This is a genomic window from Kitasatospora saccharophila (assembly GCF_039529925.1).
Classification (GTDB): Bacteria; Actinomycetota; Actinomycetes; order Streptomycetales; family Streptomycetaceae; genus Kitasatospora; species Kitasatospora saccharophila.
In genome coordinates, this window is sequence record NZ_BAAANS010000068.1 from 1 (window position 1) to 17,899 (window position 17,899).

Below are 17,899 nucleotides of genomic sequence, written 5' to 3' on the forward strand. Positions count from 1 at the left end.
CCGCTACGAACGCAAAGCCGACCACTTCGCCGCCTTCGCCAGCATCGCAGCAGCCATCATCTGCACCCGCAGACTCACCAAATGAGATGTCTTCTAACTGGTGCGAATGTGGCGCTGCGGGGTGGCCGCCCCGTTCGCGCCGGTTCCTGACGTCGCGTGATCAGGATTGCCCACTGGGCCGTTCGGGTTCCAGTCCGGGCACGCGGGTTCGCTCGAAGGTGTCACTCCGGGGAATAGCACCGGAACCGCCGGTGAGCGATGGAATGCCGTACTGGCAAGGGATTTCACCGCTCCGGGCGGGTCCGTGGCGATTTCCGCACGTCAGCATCAGGTTGACCGGGGGTCGACAGAAACCGGAAATCCGAAAACGGTGGTCCCCCGATTGTCGTACTGGCACACTGTGGGCTTATGCCTGATGCTCTTCCCCCCGCTCCCGGGCCCGAAGGAAGCGGCGCAGAATTCCCCGCGTCCGGGAGCCCGGAGGATCTCCGCACCACGGAGGTCGACCTCGGCGGCCTGGTGGGAGTGCTCGCCACGCACCTCTACTCCACCCCGCTGGTGGCACTGCGCGAACTGGTGCAGAACGCCCACGACTCGCACACCCGGCGGAAGTTGGAGGACCCGGAGGGGGCCTACCGGCCGCTCGTCCGGGTCACCGGCGACCCGGCGGCGCGGACGGTGGCGATCGAGGACAACGGGGCGGGGCTGACCGAGCCGGAGATCCACGCGTACCTGGCGACCGTCGGCACCGGCTACACCCGGATGCTGCGCGACCTCACCGGCAACCAGGACCTGATCGGCGCCTTCGGGCTCGGCTTCCTCTCGGCGTTCTCGGTGGCCGAGGAGGTCACCGTCACCACCGCCTCGCACCGCGAACCGCTGGCCGCGCACACCTACCGCAGCCGCGGCGGCGAGCAGTACAGCGTGCGGCCCGCCCCGGCGCGGCCCGGCCCCGGGACGGTGGTGCGGCTCCGGCTGAAGGCCGAACACGCCCACCTGGCCGACGAGTTCGCGCTGCGCGAGGTGCTGGCCCGGTACTGCGTGCTGCTGCCGATCGCGGTGTACGTCGGCGACGACGAGCAGCCGGTCAACGACGTCGCGGTGCCCTGGCGGAAGGACCTGCCCGGCCCGGTGCACCAGCACCGGATGCGGTTCGCCTCCGCCTTCGCCCGCAGCTTCGAGCCGCTGACGGCCTTCCCGGTGGCGCCCGTCGAGGGCCGCACCGACGCGGTCGGCCTGCTCTGGGTGCAGGACGGCGGGACGTACGGGTCCAGCGACAACCGGGACCTCGCGGTCTACCTGCGCGGGATGCTGCTCGCCGACGACGCCCGCGACCTGCTGCCCAGCTGGGCCGGCTTCATCGGCGGCGTGGTCGAGTCGACCCGGCTCACCCCCACCGCCAGCCGCGAGGACCTGCAGCGCGACGAGCACTACCGGGCGCTCCAGCAGGCGCTCGCCGACGCCATCGTCGACGGCCTGTACGAGACCGCCCGGCTGCACCCGGCGGCCTGGCGGCGGATCCTGTCCCGGCACGGGCAGGACCTGCTGGGCGCGGCGCTCTGCGACGACCGGCTGTTCACGCTGCTCGCCGACGACGTCCCCGTCCCCACCTCGCAGGGCGAGCTGACCGCCGGCGCGCTGCGCGCCGCGGGCTCCGGCGCGGTGCACGTGGCGCTGGGCAGCGGCGGCGGCTTCGAGGAGATGCTGTACCGGGCGATGCAGGTGCCGATCGCCCGCGGCGACCGGTACGCGGTGCTGCCGTTCCTGCGCCGCTACGCCCGGCTGCGCGACTGCCGGATCGTCGAACTCGGCAGCGAGAGCGGCAACAAGGAGCTGTTCCGGGCCCCGGACGTGCCGCTGCCCGCCGAGCAGCAGGCGTGGCTGGCGGCCGCGCTGACCGAGGACGGCGAGCAGCTGGTGCCCGCCAGGTTCGACCCGCCCGCGCTGCCGCTGGTGCTGGTGCCGGACCGCGAGGCCGAGCTGAAGGCCCGGATCGAGGACGACCGGGCGGACGCCCGGATCCCGTCCGCCGCCCTGCGGTTGGCGCGCGCGTTCACCGCCCGCACCGACGGCGCGGTCAAGGCCCGGCTGTACCTGAACCTGGCCTCGCCCGCCGTCCGCGACCTGCTGGCCGCGTACCGGGACGGGCACACCGGGGCGGCCACCGCCGCCGCGCTGCTGCGCTCGCTGAAGGTGATCATGGCGGCGGCCTCCGGCTCCGCGGGCGGCGACCTGGGGGCGGCGCTGTCCGGGGTCTCCACCGCGGTGGCCGCGCTCACCGCCGCGGTGCCGGCCGGCGGGCTGTCGGCGGTGCCCGACACCATCGCCGCAGCAGACCTTCCGCGAGGGGACGAGGAACGATGACCGCCGACATCTGGTCCTGGGTGCACGACACCCACCGGCAGCTCGCCGAGACCGGCCAGCACCGGCTGGCCGACGCGCTCGCCGAGATCGCCGGGCACGCCGTGGAGGGCCGCAACGAGCAGCTCGACGCGATGTTCCCGGAGGCGCTGGCCTCCGCGCGGGCGCTGGGCCTGCCCTGGGTGGAGGTGTTCCTGCGGCACTGGCGGCTGCAGAACCTGCTGAACAAGCGGCACCAGGGCGAGGCCGCGATGTCCGAGGCGGCGTCGCTGCTGGAGTTCGCGCACCGCGAGGAGACCGCCTCCTGCCCGCAGTCGGTGTGCGCCGTCCAGGACTTCACCATCTGCCACGCCAACATCGACGGCCCCGGCTACGTCCCGGAGCGGCTCGCCGTGCTGGAGGAGGCGCTGCAGCGGGTCGAACCGGCCCGGGCCTGCTTCGACTGCCTCTCCCGCGAGTACGCCGACACCCTGGAGGACGACGGCCGCCCCGCCGACGCGCTCACCTACCTCGACCGGGCCGAGACCCGGATCCGGGCGGCGGGCGAGCGCACCTCGCTGTCCTTCGCGCACAGCCGCGCCTCCGCGCTGCACCGGCTCGGCCGCCACCAGGACGCGCTGGACGCGTACGACACCGCCGAGCGCTCCTACGTCGCCGCCGGGAACCGGCCGGACGACGACGACCGGCGCAAGCTCTCCGCCGGGCGGGCCCTGCAGTTCGCCGCGCTCGGCCGCACCGACCGCGCGCTGGAGCTGCTGCCGGACGTCGAGGAGGCCGACCGGTCCCCCGACATCCGCAACCGCTGGTCCGCCGCCGTCGAACTGCTGGTCGCTGCCGGTGAGTTCGACAACGACGCCGCACTCGGTGCCCGACTCGCCTCCTGGGCTGGCGAGTTGGACGCTGTCGGTTCGCACCGCCCCTGCCTCGACCTGGTGTTGCGGGCCGGCCGGCTCGCGCTCGCCCGGGGCGCCCGCGAGGTCGCCCTGACGCTGGCCGGCACCGGCGAGCGCAAGCTCGGACAGCTCCGCCGCACCGCGGGCGTCGCCGAGCAGGTGGCCGGGCTGCGGGCCGCCGCCGAGGCCCTACCGCGCCCCGAACTGCCGGTTCCGGCCGATGAGTTGACGTCCTGGCTGGCCGAGAACCACCCCGACCCGGAGACCGGCGCCGAACTGCTGTCCGCCGCGCTGGCCGTCGCCCGGGCCCGCGGTGAGCAGCCCGACACCGTCCTGGTGGTCAACCTGGCCGGCGCCCTGGGCGCCCTCGGCCACACCCGGGCGGTGGCCGAACTCGCCTGGGCCCAGCTGGAGTTGGACCCCGGCCACGAGTACCTCACCGGCATGCTCGGCCAGCTCCTGATCGACGCCGAGGACGGTGAGGGCATCGACCGGCTGGCCACCCGACTGGCCGCGGCCGACCCGGCCGCCGCGCACTGGCTGCGGGCCCGCTGGGCCTCCGCCCAGGGCCGCTGGGCGGAGGTCGGCGAGCAGTGCGCGGCCGTCCTGGTCCACTCGCCCGAGGCGCTCAACACCCGCCGGCTGGCCGCGGCCGCCGCCACCCGGCGCGGCGACCACGCCGAGGCCCAGCGGCTGTACGAGGAACTGCTCGCGCACGCCCTCGACCCGGCCGAGGCGGGCGAGGAGGACGCGCACCGCACCGTCCAGGAACCCGACCTGTGGCACCTGGTCACCGCCGCCACCGCCAACCGGGACTGGGCGGCCGTCCGCGCCGCCGGCGCCCGGATCGGCATCGAGTTCGACACCGACAGCGGCCCCGTCGAGGAGCAGTGGCAGCTGATCCAACTGCGCGTCCCGCGGGCCAACGGCACCACCACCGACCTGCCCGCCGTCCGCACCGGCCCGGCCACCGCCCGGGTGCTGCCAGTGCTCGGCGAGGACGTCGACCTCAACCACGGCGACATCGTGGTGTTCTCCCCGGCGGTACTGGGCGACCGTCCGGAGCCCGGCTCGGCGGAGGCCGAGGACTGGCAGCCGGTCTTCGCGTTCCTCACCCTGCTCGACCCGGCGGGCTTCACCACCTACTGGATCGACGGCGCCTGCCCAGAACCGGAGCAGTGGTACGCCCTGCGCGACGCCGTCCGGGCCGCCGGGCACGCGGTCTGGGTCTACAGCGGCGACCAGTACCGCACCAACGACCCGGCCGACCCCGAGGGCAGCCTCCCCGGCATCTACGCGGCCCTCGGCGTCCCGCCGACCGCCACCGCCGCCGAGGCCGACGCCCTCCTCACCTCGCTCACCGCCCACCTCGCCCACCCGCTGGCCTGGCCCGCCCTCGCCGAGGCGGCGGGCGCCGACACCGCCCGCCACCAGAAGATCGTCGACGACTACGGCCTCTGATCGCCCCCCGCCAACCGCCCCGCCCGGTCAGGGCCGGGGCGGGGTGGGGTCGAGGTAGACCCGGGTGACGGCGGGGACGGCCCGGCGGATGGCGCGTTCGGCCTGGTCGCAGGCGGTTTCGACCTCGGCGGCGGTGGCCAGGTCGGCGAAGTCGACCTTGGCGGCGACCAGGACGTCGTCGGGGCCGTGGACGCTGGTGACCAGGTCGAGGACGCGGACCACCCGGGGCTGGGCGGCGAGGGTCTCGGTGATGGTGCGCTCGTAGCGTTCGGGGAGGGAGCGGCCGATCAGCAGCGAGGCGTTGTCGCGGGCCAGCACGTAGGCGACCCAGCCGAGCAGGGCGCCGATCAGGATCGAGGCCAGGCCGTCCCAGAGGGCGTCGCCGGTCAGTTGGGCGCCGAGCAGGCCGCCGAAGGCCAGCAGCAGGCCGACCAGGGCGGCGGCGTCCTCCAGGAAGACGGCCTTCACCGCGGTGTCGGAGGTGTGCCGCAGGTACCGGTAGCCGCCGACGGCGAGCCGGCGGGTCTCGCCGCGCAGTTGGCGGACCGTCCGGGAGAGCGAGACCGACTCCAGCACGAAGGCGATGCCGAGGATCAGGTAGGACAGCGTCGGGCTGCCCAGTTCCTCGCCGTGCCGCAGGGTGTGGATGCCGTCGTGCACCGAGAACACCGCGCCGCCGACGAAGGTCGCGAAGGAGGCGAGCAGCGCCCACAGGTAGCGTTCGCGCCCGTAGCCGAGCGGGTGCGCGGCGTCGGCGGGGCGGGTGCTGCGCTTGAGGGAGAGGAAGAGCAGCACCTCGGTGACGGTGTCGGCGAAGGAGTGCGCGGCCTCGGAGAGCATCGCGCTGGAGCCGCTGACCGCGCCCGCGACCGCCTTGGCGAGGGCGATGCCGAGGTTGCAGGCGCCCGCGACGATCACGGTGGTGACGCTCTCGCCGCCGTCGTGCCCGGAGTCCTCGGCCGCCGTCCGCTGCTCGCTCATGACTGGTCAGTATGTCTGATTTAGGGCGTTTCCGGGAGGAGGGGCGGCCGGACGGCCCGGGTGCCGGAGTCCGCGCCACCGGTTGTTCGCACCGGCGCCGCCGATCGGGCAAGGTGGAGGCCAGGAGGCGGCCCCGACCGGGCGGGCGGCCGGGGTGGTGGAGGAAGCGCAGTGTCCGATCGCGAGCCGGAGGGCGTGCCGGCACCGGAAGCGCCGCCCACCGAGGGGCTGCTCGGACCGGACGCGCCGCCGATCGAACGGACCGTCAGCGTTCCGCACGCGCCGGCGCCGGTGCAGACCGAGGGGCTGCTCGGCCGCCACCCGGTGCCCGAGGCCGCCGAGTCCGTCCGGGCCCGCCGCAATCCGCTGGCCCAGGACACCCTCACGCCCGAGGAGTGGAACGCGGCCGGCTACACCCCGTCCCGCGGCATCAACCTGGCCGAACTGCACAAGGGCGCCCCCGGCGACGCCCCCTGGCCGGACCGGATGCGCACCCTGCTGCGGACGCCGATGGCCGAGCGCCCGGCGTTCGAGCGCACCCCCCGCGAACTGCACCCCGCGGCCGGCGCGCAGGCCCAGCGCAACGTGCCCCGGGTGCTCGACCTGTCGCTGCGGATCGGCGAACTGCTGCTGGCCAGCGGCGAGGCCGCCGAGGACGTGGAGGCCGCGATGCTCGGCATCGCCCACGCGTACCGGCTCGACCACTGCGAACCGCAGGTCACCTTCACGCTGATCTCGATCTCGCACCAGCCCTCGCTGATCGACCCGCCGGTCACCGCGGACCGGGTGGTGCGCCGCCGCACCTCCGACTACACCCGGCTGGCCGCCGTGTACGAGCTGGTCGCCGACATCACCGCCGAGCAGGTCACCGTCAACGACGCCTACCGGCGCCTCGCCGAGATCCGCCGCAACCGGCACCCGTACCCGGTGTGGCTGATGTCGGCGGCCACCGGACTGCTGGCCGGGGCGGCGTCCTTCCTGGTCGGCGGGCGGATCGACTCCACGGCCTGGCTGGTGTTCGTCTCCGCCTTCACCACCGCCGTGGTGGGCGACCGGCTGGCCTCGGCGATCGCCCGCCGCGGGCTGCCCGAGTTCTACCAGTTCGTGATCGCCGCGATGCCCGCCGCGCTCTGCGGCATCCTGCTGTCCTTCAACGAACTGCACCTGCGCGGCTCGGTGGTGATCACCGGTGGGCTGTTCGCGCTGCTGCCCGGCCGGGCCATGGTCGCCGCCGTCCAGGACGGCCTGACCGGCTTCTACATCACCGCCGCGGCCCGGCTGCTGGAGGTGATGTACCTGATCGCAGGCATCATCATCGGCGTGATGCTGGTGCTGTACGTCGGCGTCAACTACAACGCCCGGCTGCGGCCGGACGAGAGCCTGGGCGGCACCACCAGCCCGCCGATCCAGCTGGTCGCCGCGATGGTGCTGGCGCTGGCCTTCGCGATGCTGCTGCAGACCGACCGGCGCTCGCTGCCGATGGTGGTGATAAACGCCGCGATCGGCTGGTCCACCTACGGCGTGCTGACCAACAACGCGGGCATCTCGCCGATCGTCGCCACCGGCCTCGCGGCGGGCCTGGTCGGCCTGTTCGGGCAGCTGCTGGCCCGCTACCGGGCGGCCTCCGCGCTGCCGTACGTGACCGCGGCGATCGGGCCGCTGATGCCCGGTTCGGCGCTGTACCTCGGCATGCTGGCCTTCGCCCAGGGCCACGCCGCGTCCGGGCTGGTCTCCGCCTCCCGGGCGGTGGCGCTGGCACTGGCGCTGGCCATCGGCGTCAACCTCGGCGGCGAGGTGGCCCGGCTCTTCCTGAAGAACCCCGGCGCCAGCGACCGCGACACCCCGCACGCGCTGATCCCGCGCCGGGCGGCCAAGCGCACCCGCGGCTTCTGACCGCCCGCGGTTCCCGAGCACCCGCGGTTCCCGAGCAACCCGCGCCACCCCATGAGATAGAGGCACCACCAGATGACCAGTGCACTGCTGGACGGCTACCGCCACCACATCGTGGACGCCCACAAGCAGCCGCTGTTCCTGCTGCTGGTCGGGTTCATCACCTCGTTCGCGTTCATCCGGTTCAGCACCCGGATGATCCGCGCCCAGGTCCGCTGGTGGCCGGGCAACATCACCCCCGGCGGGCTGCACATCCACCACATGGTGTTCGGCCTCGGCTTCCTGCTGCTCGGCGGCATCGGCACCTTCGCCACCGACGGCGGGCACCCCTGGATCGACTGGTTCGGCCTGTCCTTCGGCATCGGCTGCGGGCTGGTGCTGGACGAGTTCGCGCTGATCCTGCACCTGGACGACGTGTACTGGAGCGAACAGGGCCGCAAGTCGGTGGACGCGGTGATCCTCGGCATCCTGCTGACCGCGCTGCTGCTCACCGGCTACGTGCCGCTCGGCGTCGTCCCCGGGCAGGACACCCGCTGGGGGCTGGTCGCGGTGATCGGGGTCAACGCGCTGGTCTGCCTGGTCGCCCTGCTCAAGGGCAAGGTCTGGACGGGGCTGCTCGGCATCATGGTGCCCGGCCTGTCCTGGATCGGCGCGATCCGGCTGGCCCGCCCCGGCAGCCCGTGGGCGCGCTGGCGCTACACCGGACGCCCCCGGCGCATGGCGCGCGCGACCCGGCGCGAACGGCGGCTGCACGCGCGGACGGACCGGGCCCGCACCTGGCTGTTCGACCTGATCGCCGGGGCGCCCGACAAGGTCCCGGCCGGGCACCCGAAGGCGCAGGCGGTGGCCGAGCGGATGGCCGCCCGGGCACTCGCCCACCGCCGCCCGCGGCGGGGCCCGTACGGGGCGGCGGGCGGGTACGGGCCCGGGTACGGCGCCGGGGCCGGTGCGCTCGGGGCCGGGCCGGGCGGCGCGGGGGACGCGGGAGGCGCGCACGGGGACCCGGCCCGGCGGGCCCGGGCCCAGCGCCGCCGCCGCACCGTCCGGGCCGGGCGGCCGCGGACCACCGCGACCGGGCCGGGGCGGCCCTCGGGCCGGGTGCGCTGAGCGGGACCGGTCGGTCGGTGGGTCGGTGGGGGAGAGCGGGTCCTCGGGGGGCGGGTGGGGCGGCTGTTGAAGGGGTGTTGAAACCGGCGGCGGCGCGTCGCTCGGCCGGTAGGGTTCGTGGACGTCCCGCCCGCCCGGCGCATATGCCCGCTCAGACAATCCGACATCTCACCCGCGCGGCCGCATGGCGATCGCGCCGGGTCACCGTCCGGTCTGGGAATCTTGCGGTGCGTGACCGATCCGTCACGTCACGGGACATTTGACCATCCGTCAGGAACCGTCGCCACCCGCCGAGAGGGGACCCGTCATGCCGCGCAGGCTCCTCCCCAGCTTCCCCGCCCTCCCCACCTTCCCCGGACTCCTGCTCGCCGCCGCCGCCCTGCTCTCCCTGCTGCCCGCCGCGAGCGCTCCGGCGGTGGGCGCCCCTGCGGTGGGTGCCCCGGTCGCGGGGGCGCCGGCCGTGGACGCCCCGGCCGTGGGCGCGGTCGCGAACGTCCCCGGGTACGCCGCCGCCCGGCCCGCTGTCGCCCGGCCCGCCGACGACCCGCCGCAGCCCGACTACCCCTCCGCGGACGACGTCGCCCGGGCGCACGCCGACGCCGACGCCAAGGCCGCCGACGCCGGGGCCGTCGAAACCGCACTGGCCGCCGCCCGGGACGAACTGGAACGCGCCGGGCAGGCCGCCGAACAGGCCGTCGAGGCGTACAACGGCGCCCTCGTCCGGCTCTCCCGCGCCGAGGCCGCCGCCAAGGCCGCCGCCGCCCGCTCGGCCACCGCCGAGACCGCCCGGGCCGAGGCCGCCGACCGGGCCGCCGGGCTGCTCGCCGAGATCTACCGGCAGGGCGCCTCGCCCCAACTCTCGGCCATCAACGCCCTGTTGGACTCGCACGGCACCGCCTCGCTGTCCGGCCGGGCCGCCGCCATCGGCATCGCCGGTGCCCAGACCCGGCAGATCCTCGACGACGCCACCGCCACCGCGAAGGCCGCCGCCCGGGCCGCCGCCGAGGCCCGCACCGCCGAGGCCGCCGCCCGCACCGCCGCCGGGACGGTCCGCACCGCCAAGGAGCAGGCCCAGCAGCGGGTCACCGAGCAGCAGGCCCGGGTCGCCGCGACCGCCACCCGCCGGGAGAAGCTGCTCGCCGAACTCGCCACCGCCCGCAACACCACCGTCGAACTCGAACGGCAGCGGCAGGAGGCCCTCGACGCCATCGCCGCCCGCGAGGCCGAGGAGGCCGCCCGCCGCGCCCAGGCCGAGGCCGAAGCGGCGGCCGCCGCCGCCGCCGAGAGCGCCCGGCACCACGCCGCCCCGCAGCGCGAGAGCGCCTGGTCGGCCGGCGGCTCCGAAGCGGCGCTCGCCTTCGCCCGCTCCGTCATCGGACTGCCCTACATCTGGGGCGGCGAGGGCCCGCAGGGCTACGACTGCTCCGGCCTGACCATGATGGCCTGGCGCCGCGGCGGCAAGCAGCTCACCCACTTCGCCGCCGACCAGTACGCCGAGTCCACCCCGGTCGGCTACGCCCAACTCCGCCCCGGCGACCTGGTCTTCTGGACCAAGACCGGCCGCGCCGCGGACATCTACCACGTCGCCATCTACCTCGGCGACGACCAGATGATCGAGGCTCCCCGCCCCGGCACGGCCATCAAGCAGGCCAGCCTCTGGATCATGGGCCGCCCGGACTTCTACGCCCGGCCGTGACGGATCGGCCCCGGCGGTTCCCTCAACGTCCCACTGGGGGCGGGGGTAGCCGCGGAGTCGGTGCGCCGAGCGGGGCCACCGGCTCCGGCCCGGCGGAAAACCGGATGCCGGGGTTCAGGGGCCGTCGTACGGTGGCCCGATGGGCAACGACGCGCAGCAGGGCCCCCACCGGGGCATCGAGATCCGGCCGATCACCCACGAGGAACTGGCCGACTGGGACCGGGCGCTCGCGCTCGGGTTCATGCGCCCGCACGTCGCCCCGGCGACGGAGTGGCGGGAGCTGCTCTTCGAGCCGGGGCGGATGCTGGGCGCCTTCGACCACGACGGCCCGGCGGGGGCGGCGGACGGGCGGCCGCGCTGCGTGGCGACCTTCCGCAGCTTCGACACCGGGCTCACGGTGCCCGGCGGGGCACTGCTGCCGGTCGACGCGATCACCGCCGTCACGGTCAGCGCCACCCACCGGCGGCGCGGCCTGCTCACCGGCATGATGCGGCACGATCTGACCGCCGCCCGCGAGCGCGGCGCCGCCGCCGCGATCCTGATCGCCGCCGAGCACAACATCTACGGCCGGTTCGGCTTCGGTTCGGCCGTCCCGCTGGCCGGCTGGCGGGTCGACGTGCTGCGGTCGGGCGGCCTCCGGGCCGGGCTGCCCGTGCACGAGGGGCACCGGATCGACTTCGCCACCCTGGAGGAGTTCCGCAAGCACGGCCCCGAGCTGCACGAGCGCTGGCGGCCCACCCAGCCCGGCGCGATCGGCCGGTTCGAGGGCTGGTGGCGGCTGCGGGCCGGCGAGGTCGACCTGCCCGGCTTCGACTGGAAGCAGGGCTACACCGCCTTCCACCGCACCGCCGACGGCACCCTCACCGGCATGATCAACTACACCGTCGACGACAAGTGGGACGGCGCCTACCCCGACTGCCCGCTCACCGTCCGGGACTTCATCGCGCTCGACCGGGAGACCGCCAACGCGCTCTGGACGTTCGCCTTCTCCGTCGACTGGGTGCGCCAGGTCGTCGCCCCGCACCTCGGCACCGGCGACGTGCTCCCGCAGCTGCTCAACGACCCGCGCGGGGCCAAGCCGCACGAGGAGAACGCCGACTTCACCTGGCTGCGGCTGCTCGACCTGCCCGCCGCGTTCGCCGCCCGCCGCTACCAGGCCCCCGGCCGCCTGGTGCTGGACGTCACCGACCGGGCCGGCTGGACGGCCGGGCGCTGGGCCCTGGAGGCCGCCCCCGACGGCACCGGCCGGATCACCCCCACCGACGACCCGGCCGACCTCGCGCTCGACGTCTCCCGGCTCAGCGCCCTCTACCTGGGCGGCGGCAGTGCGGCGGCCCTCGCCGACGCCGCCCTGCTCACCGAACTGACCCCGGGCGCGGCCGTCCGGGCCGACACCCTGCTGCACACCGCCCGCGCCCCCTGGAACCCGGACGGCTTCTGACCGGCCCCGGCAATCCGGTTGGTCCCCGGGACGCGGTTCGGGACAGACTGGCGGGCATGGGAGACCGTGCGAACTACGTCCTGCTGGACGGGGCCGGCGCCGTGCACGGGCCGTACGTGGACAAGTACGGCGCCGTCGGGCTCGACCTCGCGCTGCTGGCCGGCCCGGCCCGCACCGCCGAGCGGATCCGGGGGCTCGGGCCCGGCGGGTGCGGGTCCGGCGGCTCCGGCTCCGACGGGTCGGACGGGTCGGACGGGTCCGGGCCGTACTGGCTGGACGACGTGTTCTGCCAGGGCGCGGTGCTGGTCGACCAGCCGCGCCGGGTCCTGCTGTTCTTCGCCTGGGAGGGCCCGAGCACCGATCCCCGGCTGCGCGCGGCCACCTTCGGACTGCTCCGGGAAGCCTGGCCCGGATGGGAGTTGCGCTGGTGCCACGACGGCAACGCCGACCTGCGCCGGTACCTCGGCCTCGACCCGGAGGCCGTCCGCGACCGGGACGCGGGTCCGGTGCCGCTGGCCCTGCTCACCGAGTGGCAGGAGGTCGCGGCGGAGGAGCCGGCCGTCGTCGTGGTGACGGTCGGGCGCCACCGCTGTCACCTGCTCGCCGACCTCGGTCCCCACCCCGTCGCCGAGGGCCCCGCACTACTGCAACGCCTGGCCAGGGCAACCGACTTCAGCCACTGCGAGGTCGCCGCCGACGCGGGCCTGCACCTCGATCCGGAACGCCGCACCCTCGGCTGGTGGACGCTCACCAACCTCCCCGAGCCGGAAGCCGTCCCGACCCGCTGGCCGGGCTGGACGGTGCGGCGCTGGGACGACGACCCCGCACGCCATCTGGCCGCCGCACCCGGCCTGTTCACCCTCCCGGCGGTCGACCCGGACGCGGCCGGGGCCGCCGTGCTGCGGGCCGCCTTGCTGCGGGCCGCCGAGCACGACAATCACCGGCGGGGTGGCTGGAGTTGAGCGGCCCGCCGGGCGTCAATCGCACGGTGGCGTGATTCACCCCTGGGCGTGCCGAACACTCTTGCCGTGGCGCGTAGTTGGCGCACCCCCGGCGCAACTCTTGCGTACCGGCCGTGAGCTGGGGGAACGGGTCGAGCTGTGGCCGCCCGGAGGGGTGAACGCGAATCCGGGGCGGGCGTCGCCGTTCGAATCTGACGGATCGACAGTTCCCTTGCTGGTGCCTAGCGTTCGGGTCAAACGGGTCGCTCTCGACAGAGCAGAGAAATGCCCCGGTGGGTGCAGCGAACACCCCCGGGGCGAGGTCGAAGCGCCCCTTCCCAAACACCCAATCAAGGGACTTCGACGTGTTCCACCTTAGCGCCTGGGTCGCGCCCTGCATCGCCATCGCCGCGCTCTTCCTGGTCTTCGCCCTCGCCTGGTACCTCTCCGGCGCGGGAGAAGCACCAACCGGCCGCCACCGTACGGGGGTTGAGATCCGCAAGGGTCGCCACCGGGCGAGCGCCACCCCCGCTGCCGCACCGACACCCGTCCGACCACCGAACACCCTTCCGGTCTGCTCCCGGTTCCGGCACCCGCTCTCCCTGCACGCGCTGCGGCGCACGATCATGCCCAGACTCCCGCTCGTCCACGGCCCCGCCACCCGGGTCGCCGTCCGCCCGGCCCCCCGCCCGGCCGTCACTCCGCGCGTCATGCCGCTCTGGACCGCGTACGGGGCCGCTGCTCCGTCGGACCGGAACGAGAACGTGGCCTGATGCGGACGTCGGCCGGGTCCGGGGCGTCGCCGAAAGCGGGGAACCCGGGATTTCGGGCCGGGTTGCTGCTGGGCTGGTCCCGGTCGAATTGCCGCGTCCGACCGGGGCGGGGCACGCACGTGGGGGGTACGACTGTGAGTGACCGCATTCCGCCGGAGCGTTCCGGGGGCTGGCACGGTGCGCGCGGCGGAGGTTCGCGGGGGCCGACTCGTACGGCCGCCGCCCGCCGGGAGGAGTTGCGGACCCTGCCGGATCCGGGGGATCCGGGTGACCCGACCGAGGGGAAGGAGCAGCAGATGCCGCAGAAAGAGCCGTCGGGATCGGGCAACAAGGGGATGGGCGGAGCACCCCCGCCGCCGCCCGGTCCGCGCAACCCCCCACCGCCGAGCGGGAATCCGAAGCCGCCGACCGACCCGCCGAAGGGCTAGGAGCCCACCGCCGCCGGGGCGGTCGGACGGACGGGACCGGCTTGCCGGTGGTGCGGGCGTGGGCGATCTTCCGGCGGGCCGATTCGCCTTGAGGGGGGCCGGGTTCCCGCTCGTTCGCTCACTATCGACTCTTGGGCAGAAGTTGGTAAAGTGCTGACCGGGTCGTCACGGGGGAGATCAGCACGGCGACTCAGGGTAACGAACATGGGGGGAAACATGGGCGAATCCATTCGTGCGGTCGGGACCGGAACCGGCGGCACGCGGGCACCGGATCTTCCGTCGGGCACACTCAGGGTGTCCCCGGACGAGATGCGTTCCTGGGCCGCGTCCGCGCAGGAGATCGGGACGTCCTTCCGTACGGCCGGTTCGACCGTCGACGGGGAAGTCACCGACGCGTACGTGACGCTGTCGGGCTGGCTCAGCGGCCCGGCCCTGCGGGATCGTTCGATCCGCTGGGGGGACCAGGAGAGCACCCTCGGCAACCTGATCGCCGATGTCGCCGACCGGTTGAAGCGCACTGCCGACAACTACACCGCCGCCGACACCGCCGCGCAGAACCACATCGCCGCCGCGCACGGCGGGTGGTGACGGGTGCTCACCTTCGAGGCCGTGACGGAGGCCAAGCTCGACCGGGTGAATGCGGCGGCCGATGCGTGGGGCGCGCTGCGCAACCGCTACCTCGGGCTGCACGACCAGTGGATGCAGCAGGTGGTGAACCCGATGATGGCCGGCTGGGAGGGCAGCACCGCCGCCCAGGCGCAGATCCGGGTGCGTCGGGTCGCCGAGCAGCTGAACGCCGCGGCCGAGGAGGCGGCGGACCTCGCCGCGCTGCTGAACGACGCGGAGAGCGAGTTCCGCGACGCGCAGAACCGGCTGCGGCAACTGGTCGAGGAGGAGGCCCCCGCCGAGCAGTTGCGGATCACGTCCACCGGTGAGGTCGTCGACGTGCAGTCCGAACCGGAAGGGGCGCAGCAGGCGGAGGGCTGGGTGGAGCGCCAACTGGGCCGCCAGCAGGCCGTCGTGCTGATGGAGACGAGGATCAACACCGTGCTGGCGCAGGCCACCCAGGCCGACCAGGCCACCGCCTGGGCGCTCGCGCAGGACCCGAACGGGGCGGAGGACCACGGTTTCAACGCCGACGGGTTCAACGACCTCGACCAGGCCGGGTCCGCCGAACGCGACCTCAGGGAGGCGCTCGACCTGGCCCGCAAGGGAGGGAAGCTGTCACCGGCCGAACTCGCCAGACTGAACGTCCTGTTGGAGGCCCACCAGGGTGACCCGGCGTTCGCGGAGGGGTTCGCCACCGGCCTGGGCGCGCGCGGCACGATGGAGTTCTGGCGGAGCGTCAACGACCCCGCGCAGTACGGCGACCCGTTCGGCCCCCGGCTCGGCGGCCAGCCGCCCGAGCGGGCGGAGACGATGAAGAAGCTCCAGGCGTCCCTGGGCGAGACCCTCGGTACGGCCAGCCACAGCCACAGCCAGGCGATGGACGCCTGGAAGAAGGAAATGATCGGCATCGGCCCCGAACGGATCGCGGGCAGCGGCTACCAGCCGATGGGGTTCCAGCTGATGGGCAGCCTGATGCGCACCGGCGACTACGACAGCGGTTTCCTCGACGACTTCGGCACCGCACTGGTGGACCAGGAGCGGAGCGGGGGCGAGCACGCCACCGACTGGTACTCGCGGGGTCTCCACGGTTCCGCGAACTGGGACTACCTCGCCGAGGACGGCACCAGTGCCGACCCGATGGCGGGATTCTCCGCCGCCCTCGGCCACAACCCGGACGCGGCGACCGCCTTCCTCGACCCCGGCCCGGGCGGTGCCAACGACCATCTCAAGTACCTCCTAGAGGTCCGCAAGTGGCCCCTCGACGTGGGGGACGGGATGTTCCACGCGTCCTCCGGGCCGCTCGGTCCCGCCCTCGAAGCGGCCGCCACCGGCGACCCGGCCGGCCAGGCCGACGGTGACCGCCGGCACACCGAGGCCCAGGCCCGGGTGGCCCAGGCGGCCCTGACGGCGCTCGATCCCGATGCCGGCGACGAGGAGTTGCCCAACGGCCTCCAAGGCCCGATCGCCAACGTGCTCGCGGACTACGTGGACGACACCCACGCGGCGTTCGGCGGCGTCGACGACCGGCAGCCCGGCGGCGCGACGGACGGGTCCGTGTACACCACGCCGGACGGCTCCGCGCACATCGCGGTCAACCAGGGCACCCTGATCCGGGTGATGCGCGGCGCGTCGGAGGACCCCGACGCGTACGCCGTGCTGCACACCGCGGAGACCCGCAAGGTGTCGGAGGTGCTGCGGGACATCCCGCCGGGTGCGAGCGAGACCCAGCAGCGTGACCAGATCCAGCAGAGTGCCGCCGCCCTGTCGGTGTACGACGCGATCCGGGACGACGTCCGGTACGACGAGCGCGACGACGACAACGACGCCGTCGAGTGGAACGCCAAGGTGGTGCAGAGCGTCGCGGCGGTGGCCGACATTCCGGCCGGGCCGGCCAAGGACGTCATCGACCCGCTGACGGACGCCTGGCTGACCTCGGTGGTGAACGACAGCAAGGAAGCGACCGACAACAAGGCGTTGGCCGAGGTGGGCCAGCGGGACTTGGAAGCGAAGGGCCAGCTCAAGTTCCAGATCGGCGAGTGGGCCGAGCAGCGTGGTGACGACGAGGACAGCTCGTACGTCAACGTGCTGCAGCGCGAGGCCGAGAACACCCGCGGCACTGCTTACACCTCCGCCATCGAAGCACTGAGGGGTCACTCATGACGCCGGACCAGTACAGCGCGCCGGTCCCGCCGGTGCCCGCCGTCCCGCCGGTTCCGCCCGGCCCCCCACCCCACCGGCCGGCCCGGCGGAACCGGCGGCGGTGGGTGTGGCTCGGGGTGGTCCTGCTCGTGGTGGGGGCGCCGACCGGGTGGTACTTCGGCGGCGGGTACGACCGCTGGCAGGACGGACGTTCGCTGCACGGGCTGTGCGGGGGAACGGTGGACACCACCGAAGTACGGGAACTGCTCGACGGTGCAGGGCGGTTGAGCGGCTACGAGATCCCTTCGGGCGGAGGGCTCGCCAACTGCGTGCTGACGGCACCGGACCGGTCCGGGTCGCTCTCGGTCACCGTCGACTGGGGCGGGTCGGGGGCGTACGGCGCCATGTTCAGGCTCCGGCGCACCCACGCGGTCCGGTCCGAGGGCGTGCCGGTGGTGCCGGTGGGCGCCGGGTGGGCGGGAGTGCTGTCGGCCGGCGACGACGACCGGGCCGACCTGGTGCTGGCCCTGTCCTGCACCGGCAAGGAGGCCGACCGGCAGTTGATCGTCAGCCTGACCGCCGACCCGACGAAGGACCGCGACGGCCCGAAGGACGATTTCGCCTCGGGCGGGCAGCGGGCCCGGCTGGGCCGGATCGGTGCCCGGTTCGCGCAGCGGGCCAACGACATCTGGGGCTGCGGCGCCCGGCTCGGCGGGAGGATCGAGCAGGTGCCGGGCCGGGCGGACATCGCGACCGTCCGGTCGGGGAAGGCGGACGGCACCTGCGCCGGGGTCGCCGGGCCGGTGCGGGAGAGCCCGGCCGACGGCGTCGCACCGATCGAGGACTGTGCCGTCCTGACGCCCGACGGTTCCGGGACGGTCGGCCTGAGGCTGTCCGCCTACTACCCTCCCTTCACCGATCAGGCCAGGGAGGGCATCGGCCTGGAGCGGGGGTCGACCGGACCGGGGACCGACGGGAGCTTCAGTTGGGCGACCGCGAAGTGCCCCGGCGGCACGGTCGTGTACCTGGGGAACCGCCTCGGACCGGTGGACGCCCCGGCGCGGGACGCCCTCGCCGCGTTCGCCCGGCACTCCGCCGAGCGCCACGGCTGTTCGGCGCCGGAGCTGCCCTGACGGCCCGCCGCCCTCCGGCGGGGGCGGGCGGGAATCCCGGGCCCCG

12 protein-coding genes are annotated in these 17,899 nt (G+C 74.5%); 11 read left to right on the forward strand and 1 reads right to left on the reverse strand.

What is annotated here, in order from left to right:
* The first annotated feature begins 525 nt into the window (after window positions 1-525).
* Window positions 526-2,364, forward strand: coding sequence for an ATP-binding protein (locus tag ABD345_RS33680; RefSeq protein ID WP_344557817.1), 1,839 nt, complete (start codon window positions 526-528; stop codon window positions 2,362-2,364).
* Window positions 2,361-4,715 (forward strand): hypothetical protein, encoded by a 2,355-nt coding sequence (locus tag ABD345_RS33685; protein WP_344557819.1) that lies wholly within the window; start codon window positions 2,361-2,363, stop codon window positions 4,713-4,715. Before ABD345_RS33680 ends, ABD345_RS33685 begins: the two co-directional genes overlap by 4 nt.
* 27 nt (window positions 4,716-4,742) lie before the next feature.
* Here ABD345_RS33685 and ABD345_RS33690 read toward each other — a convergent pair whose 3' ends face one another.
* Window positions 4,743-5,696, reverse strand: a complete 954-nt coding sequence (locus tag ABD345_RS33690; protein ID WP_344557821.1) for a cation diffusion facilitator family transporter — start codon at window positions 5,694-5,696, stop codon at window positions 4,743-4,745.
* Window positions 5,697-5,867: 171 nt separating this feature from the next.
* On the opposite strand from ABD345_RS33690, the gene ABD345_RS33695 reads away from it, so the two are divergent.
* From ABD345_RS33695 to ABD345_RS33735, 9 genes are all read left to right on the forward strand, one after another.
* Window positions 5,868-7,589 (forward strand): threonine/serine exporter family protein, encoded by a 1,722-nt coding sequence (locus ABD345_RS33695; protein ID WP_344557822.1) that lies wholly within the window; start codon window positions 5,868-5,870, stop codon window positions 7,587-7,589.
* Window positions 7,590-7,661: 72 nt separating this feature from the next.
* The gene (locus ABD345_RS33700) at window positions 7,662-8,693 is read left to right on the forward strand and encodes a hypothetical protein (RefSeq protein ID WP_344557823.1); all 1,032 of its coding nucleotides are present in this window, start codon (window positions 7,662-7,664) and stop codon (window positions 8,691-8,693) included.
* Window positions 8,694-9,000: 307 nt separating this feature from the next.
* A complete protein-coding gene (locus tag ABD345_RS33705; RefSeq protein WP_344557824.1) occupies window positions 9,001-10,389 on the forward strand; it encodes a C40 family peptidase in 1,389 nt (462 codons plus the stop codon).
* A 139-nt stretch (window positions 10,390-10,528) separates the two neighbouring features.
* Window positions 10,529-11,830, forward strand: a complete 1,302-nt coding sequence (locus ABD345_RS33710; protein WP_344557825.1) for a GNAT family N-acetyltransferase — start codon at window positions 10,529-10,531, stop codon at window positions 11,828-11,830.
* A 56-nt stretch (window positions 11,831-11,886) separates the two neighbouring features.
* The gene (locus ABD345_RS33715; RefSeq protein WP_344557826.1) at window positions 11,887-12,792 is read left to right on the forward strand and encodes a hypothetical protein; all 906 of its coding nucleotides are present in this window, start codon (window positions 11,887-11,889) and stop codon (window positions 12,790-12,792) included.
* 344 nt (window positions 12,793-13,136) lie between these two features.
* Complete coding sequence (locus ABD345_RS33720; protein WP_344557827.1) at window positions 13,137-13,544, forward strand: hypothetical protein; 408 nt, start codon at window positions 13,137-13,139, stop codon at window positions 13,542-13,544.
* Window positions 13,545-14,266: 722 nt separating this feature from the next.
* A complete protein-coding gene (locus tag ABD345_RS33725) occupies window positions 14,267-14,560 on the forward strand; it encodes a hypothetical protein (RefSeq protein WP_344557829.1) in 294 nt (97 codons plus the stop codon).
* Window positions 14,561-14,563: 3 nt separating this feature from the next.
* Complete coding sequence (locus tag ABD345_RS33730) at window positions 14,564-16,741, forward strand: DUF6571 family protein (RefSeq protein WP_344557831.1); 2,178 nt, start codon at window positions 14,564-14,566, stop codon at window positions 16,739-16,741.
* 116 nt (window positions 16,742-16,857) lie between these two features.
* Window positions 16,858-17,853 (forward strand): hypothetical protein, encoded by a 996-nt coding sequence (locus tag ABD345_RS33735; protein ID WP_344557833.1) that lies wholly within the window; start codon window positions 16,858-16,860, stop codon window positions 17,851-17,853.
* Window positions 17,854-17,899: the final 46 nt, after the last annotated feature.

Bases quoted from the DNA above. Each gene is read 5' to 3' on its own strand.
- ABD345_RS33685 (WP_344557819.1), top strand. From the start codon at position 2,361: ATGACCGCCGACATCTGGTCCTGGGTGCACGACACCCACCGGCAGCTC.
- ABD345_RS33715 (WP_344557826.1), top strand. From the start codon at position 11,887: ATGGGAGACCGTGCGAACTACGTCCTGCTGGACGGGGCCGGCGCCGTG.
- ABD345_RS33710 (WP_344557825.1), top strand. From the start codon at position 10,529: ATGGGCAACGACGCGCAGCAGGGCCCCCACCGGGGCATCGAGATCCGG.
- ABD345_RS33705 (WP_344557824.1), top strand. From the start codon at position 9,001: ATGCCGCGCAGGCTCCTCCCCAGCTTCCCCGCCCTCCCCACCTTCCCC.
- ABD345_RS33700 (WP_344557823.1), top strand. From the start codon at position 7,662: ATGACCAGTGCACTGCTGGACGGCTACCGCCACCACATCGTGGACGCC.
- ABD345_RS33690 (WP_344557821.1), bottom strand. From the start codon at position 5,696: ATGAGCGAGCAGCGGACGGCGGCCGAGGACTCCGGGCACGACGGCGGC.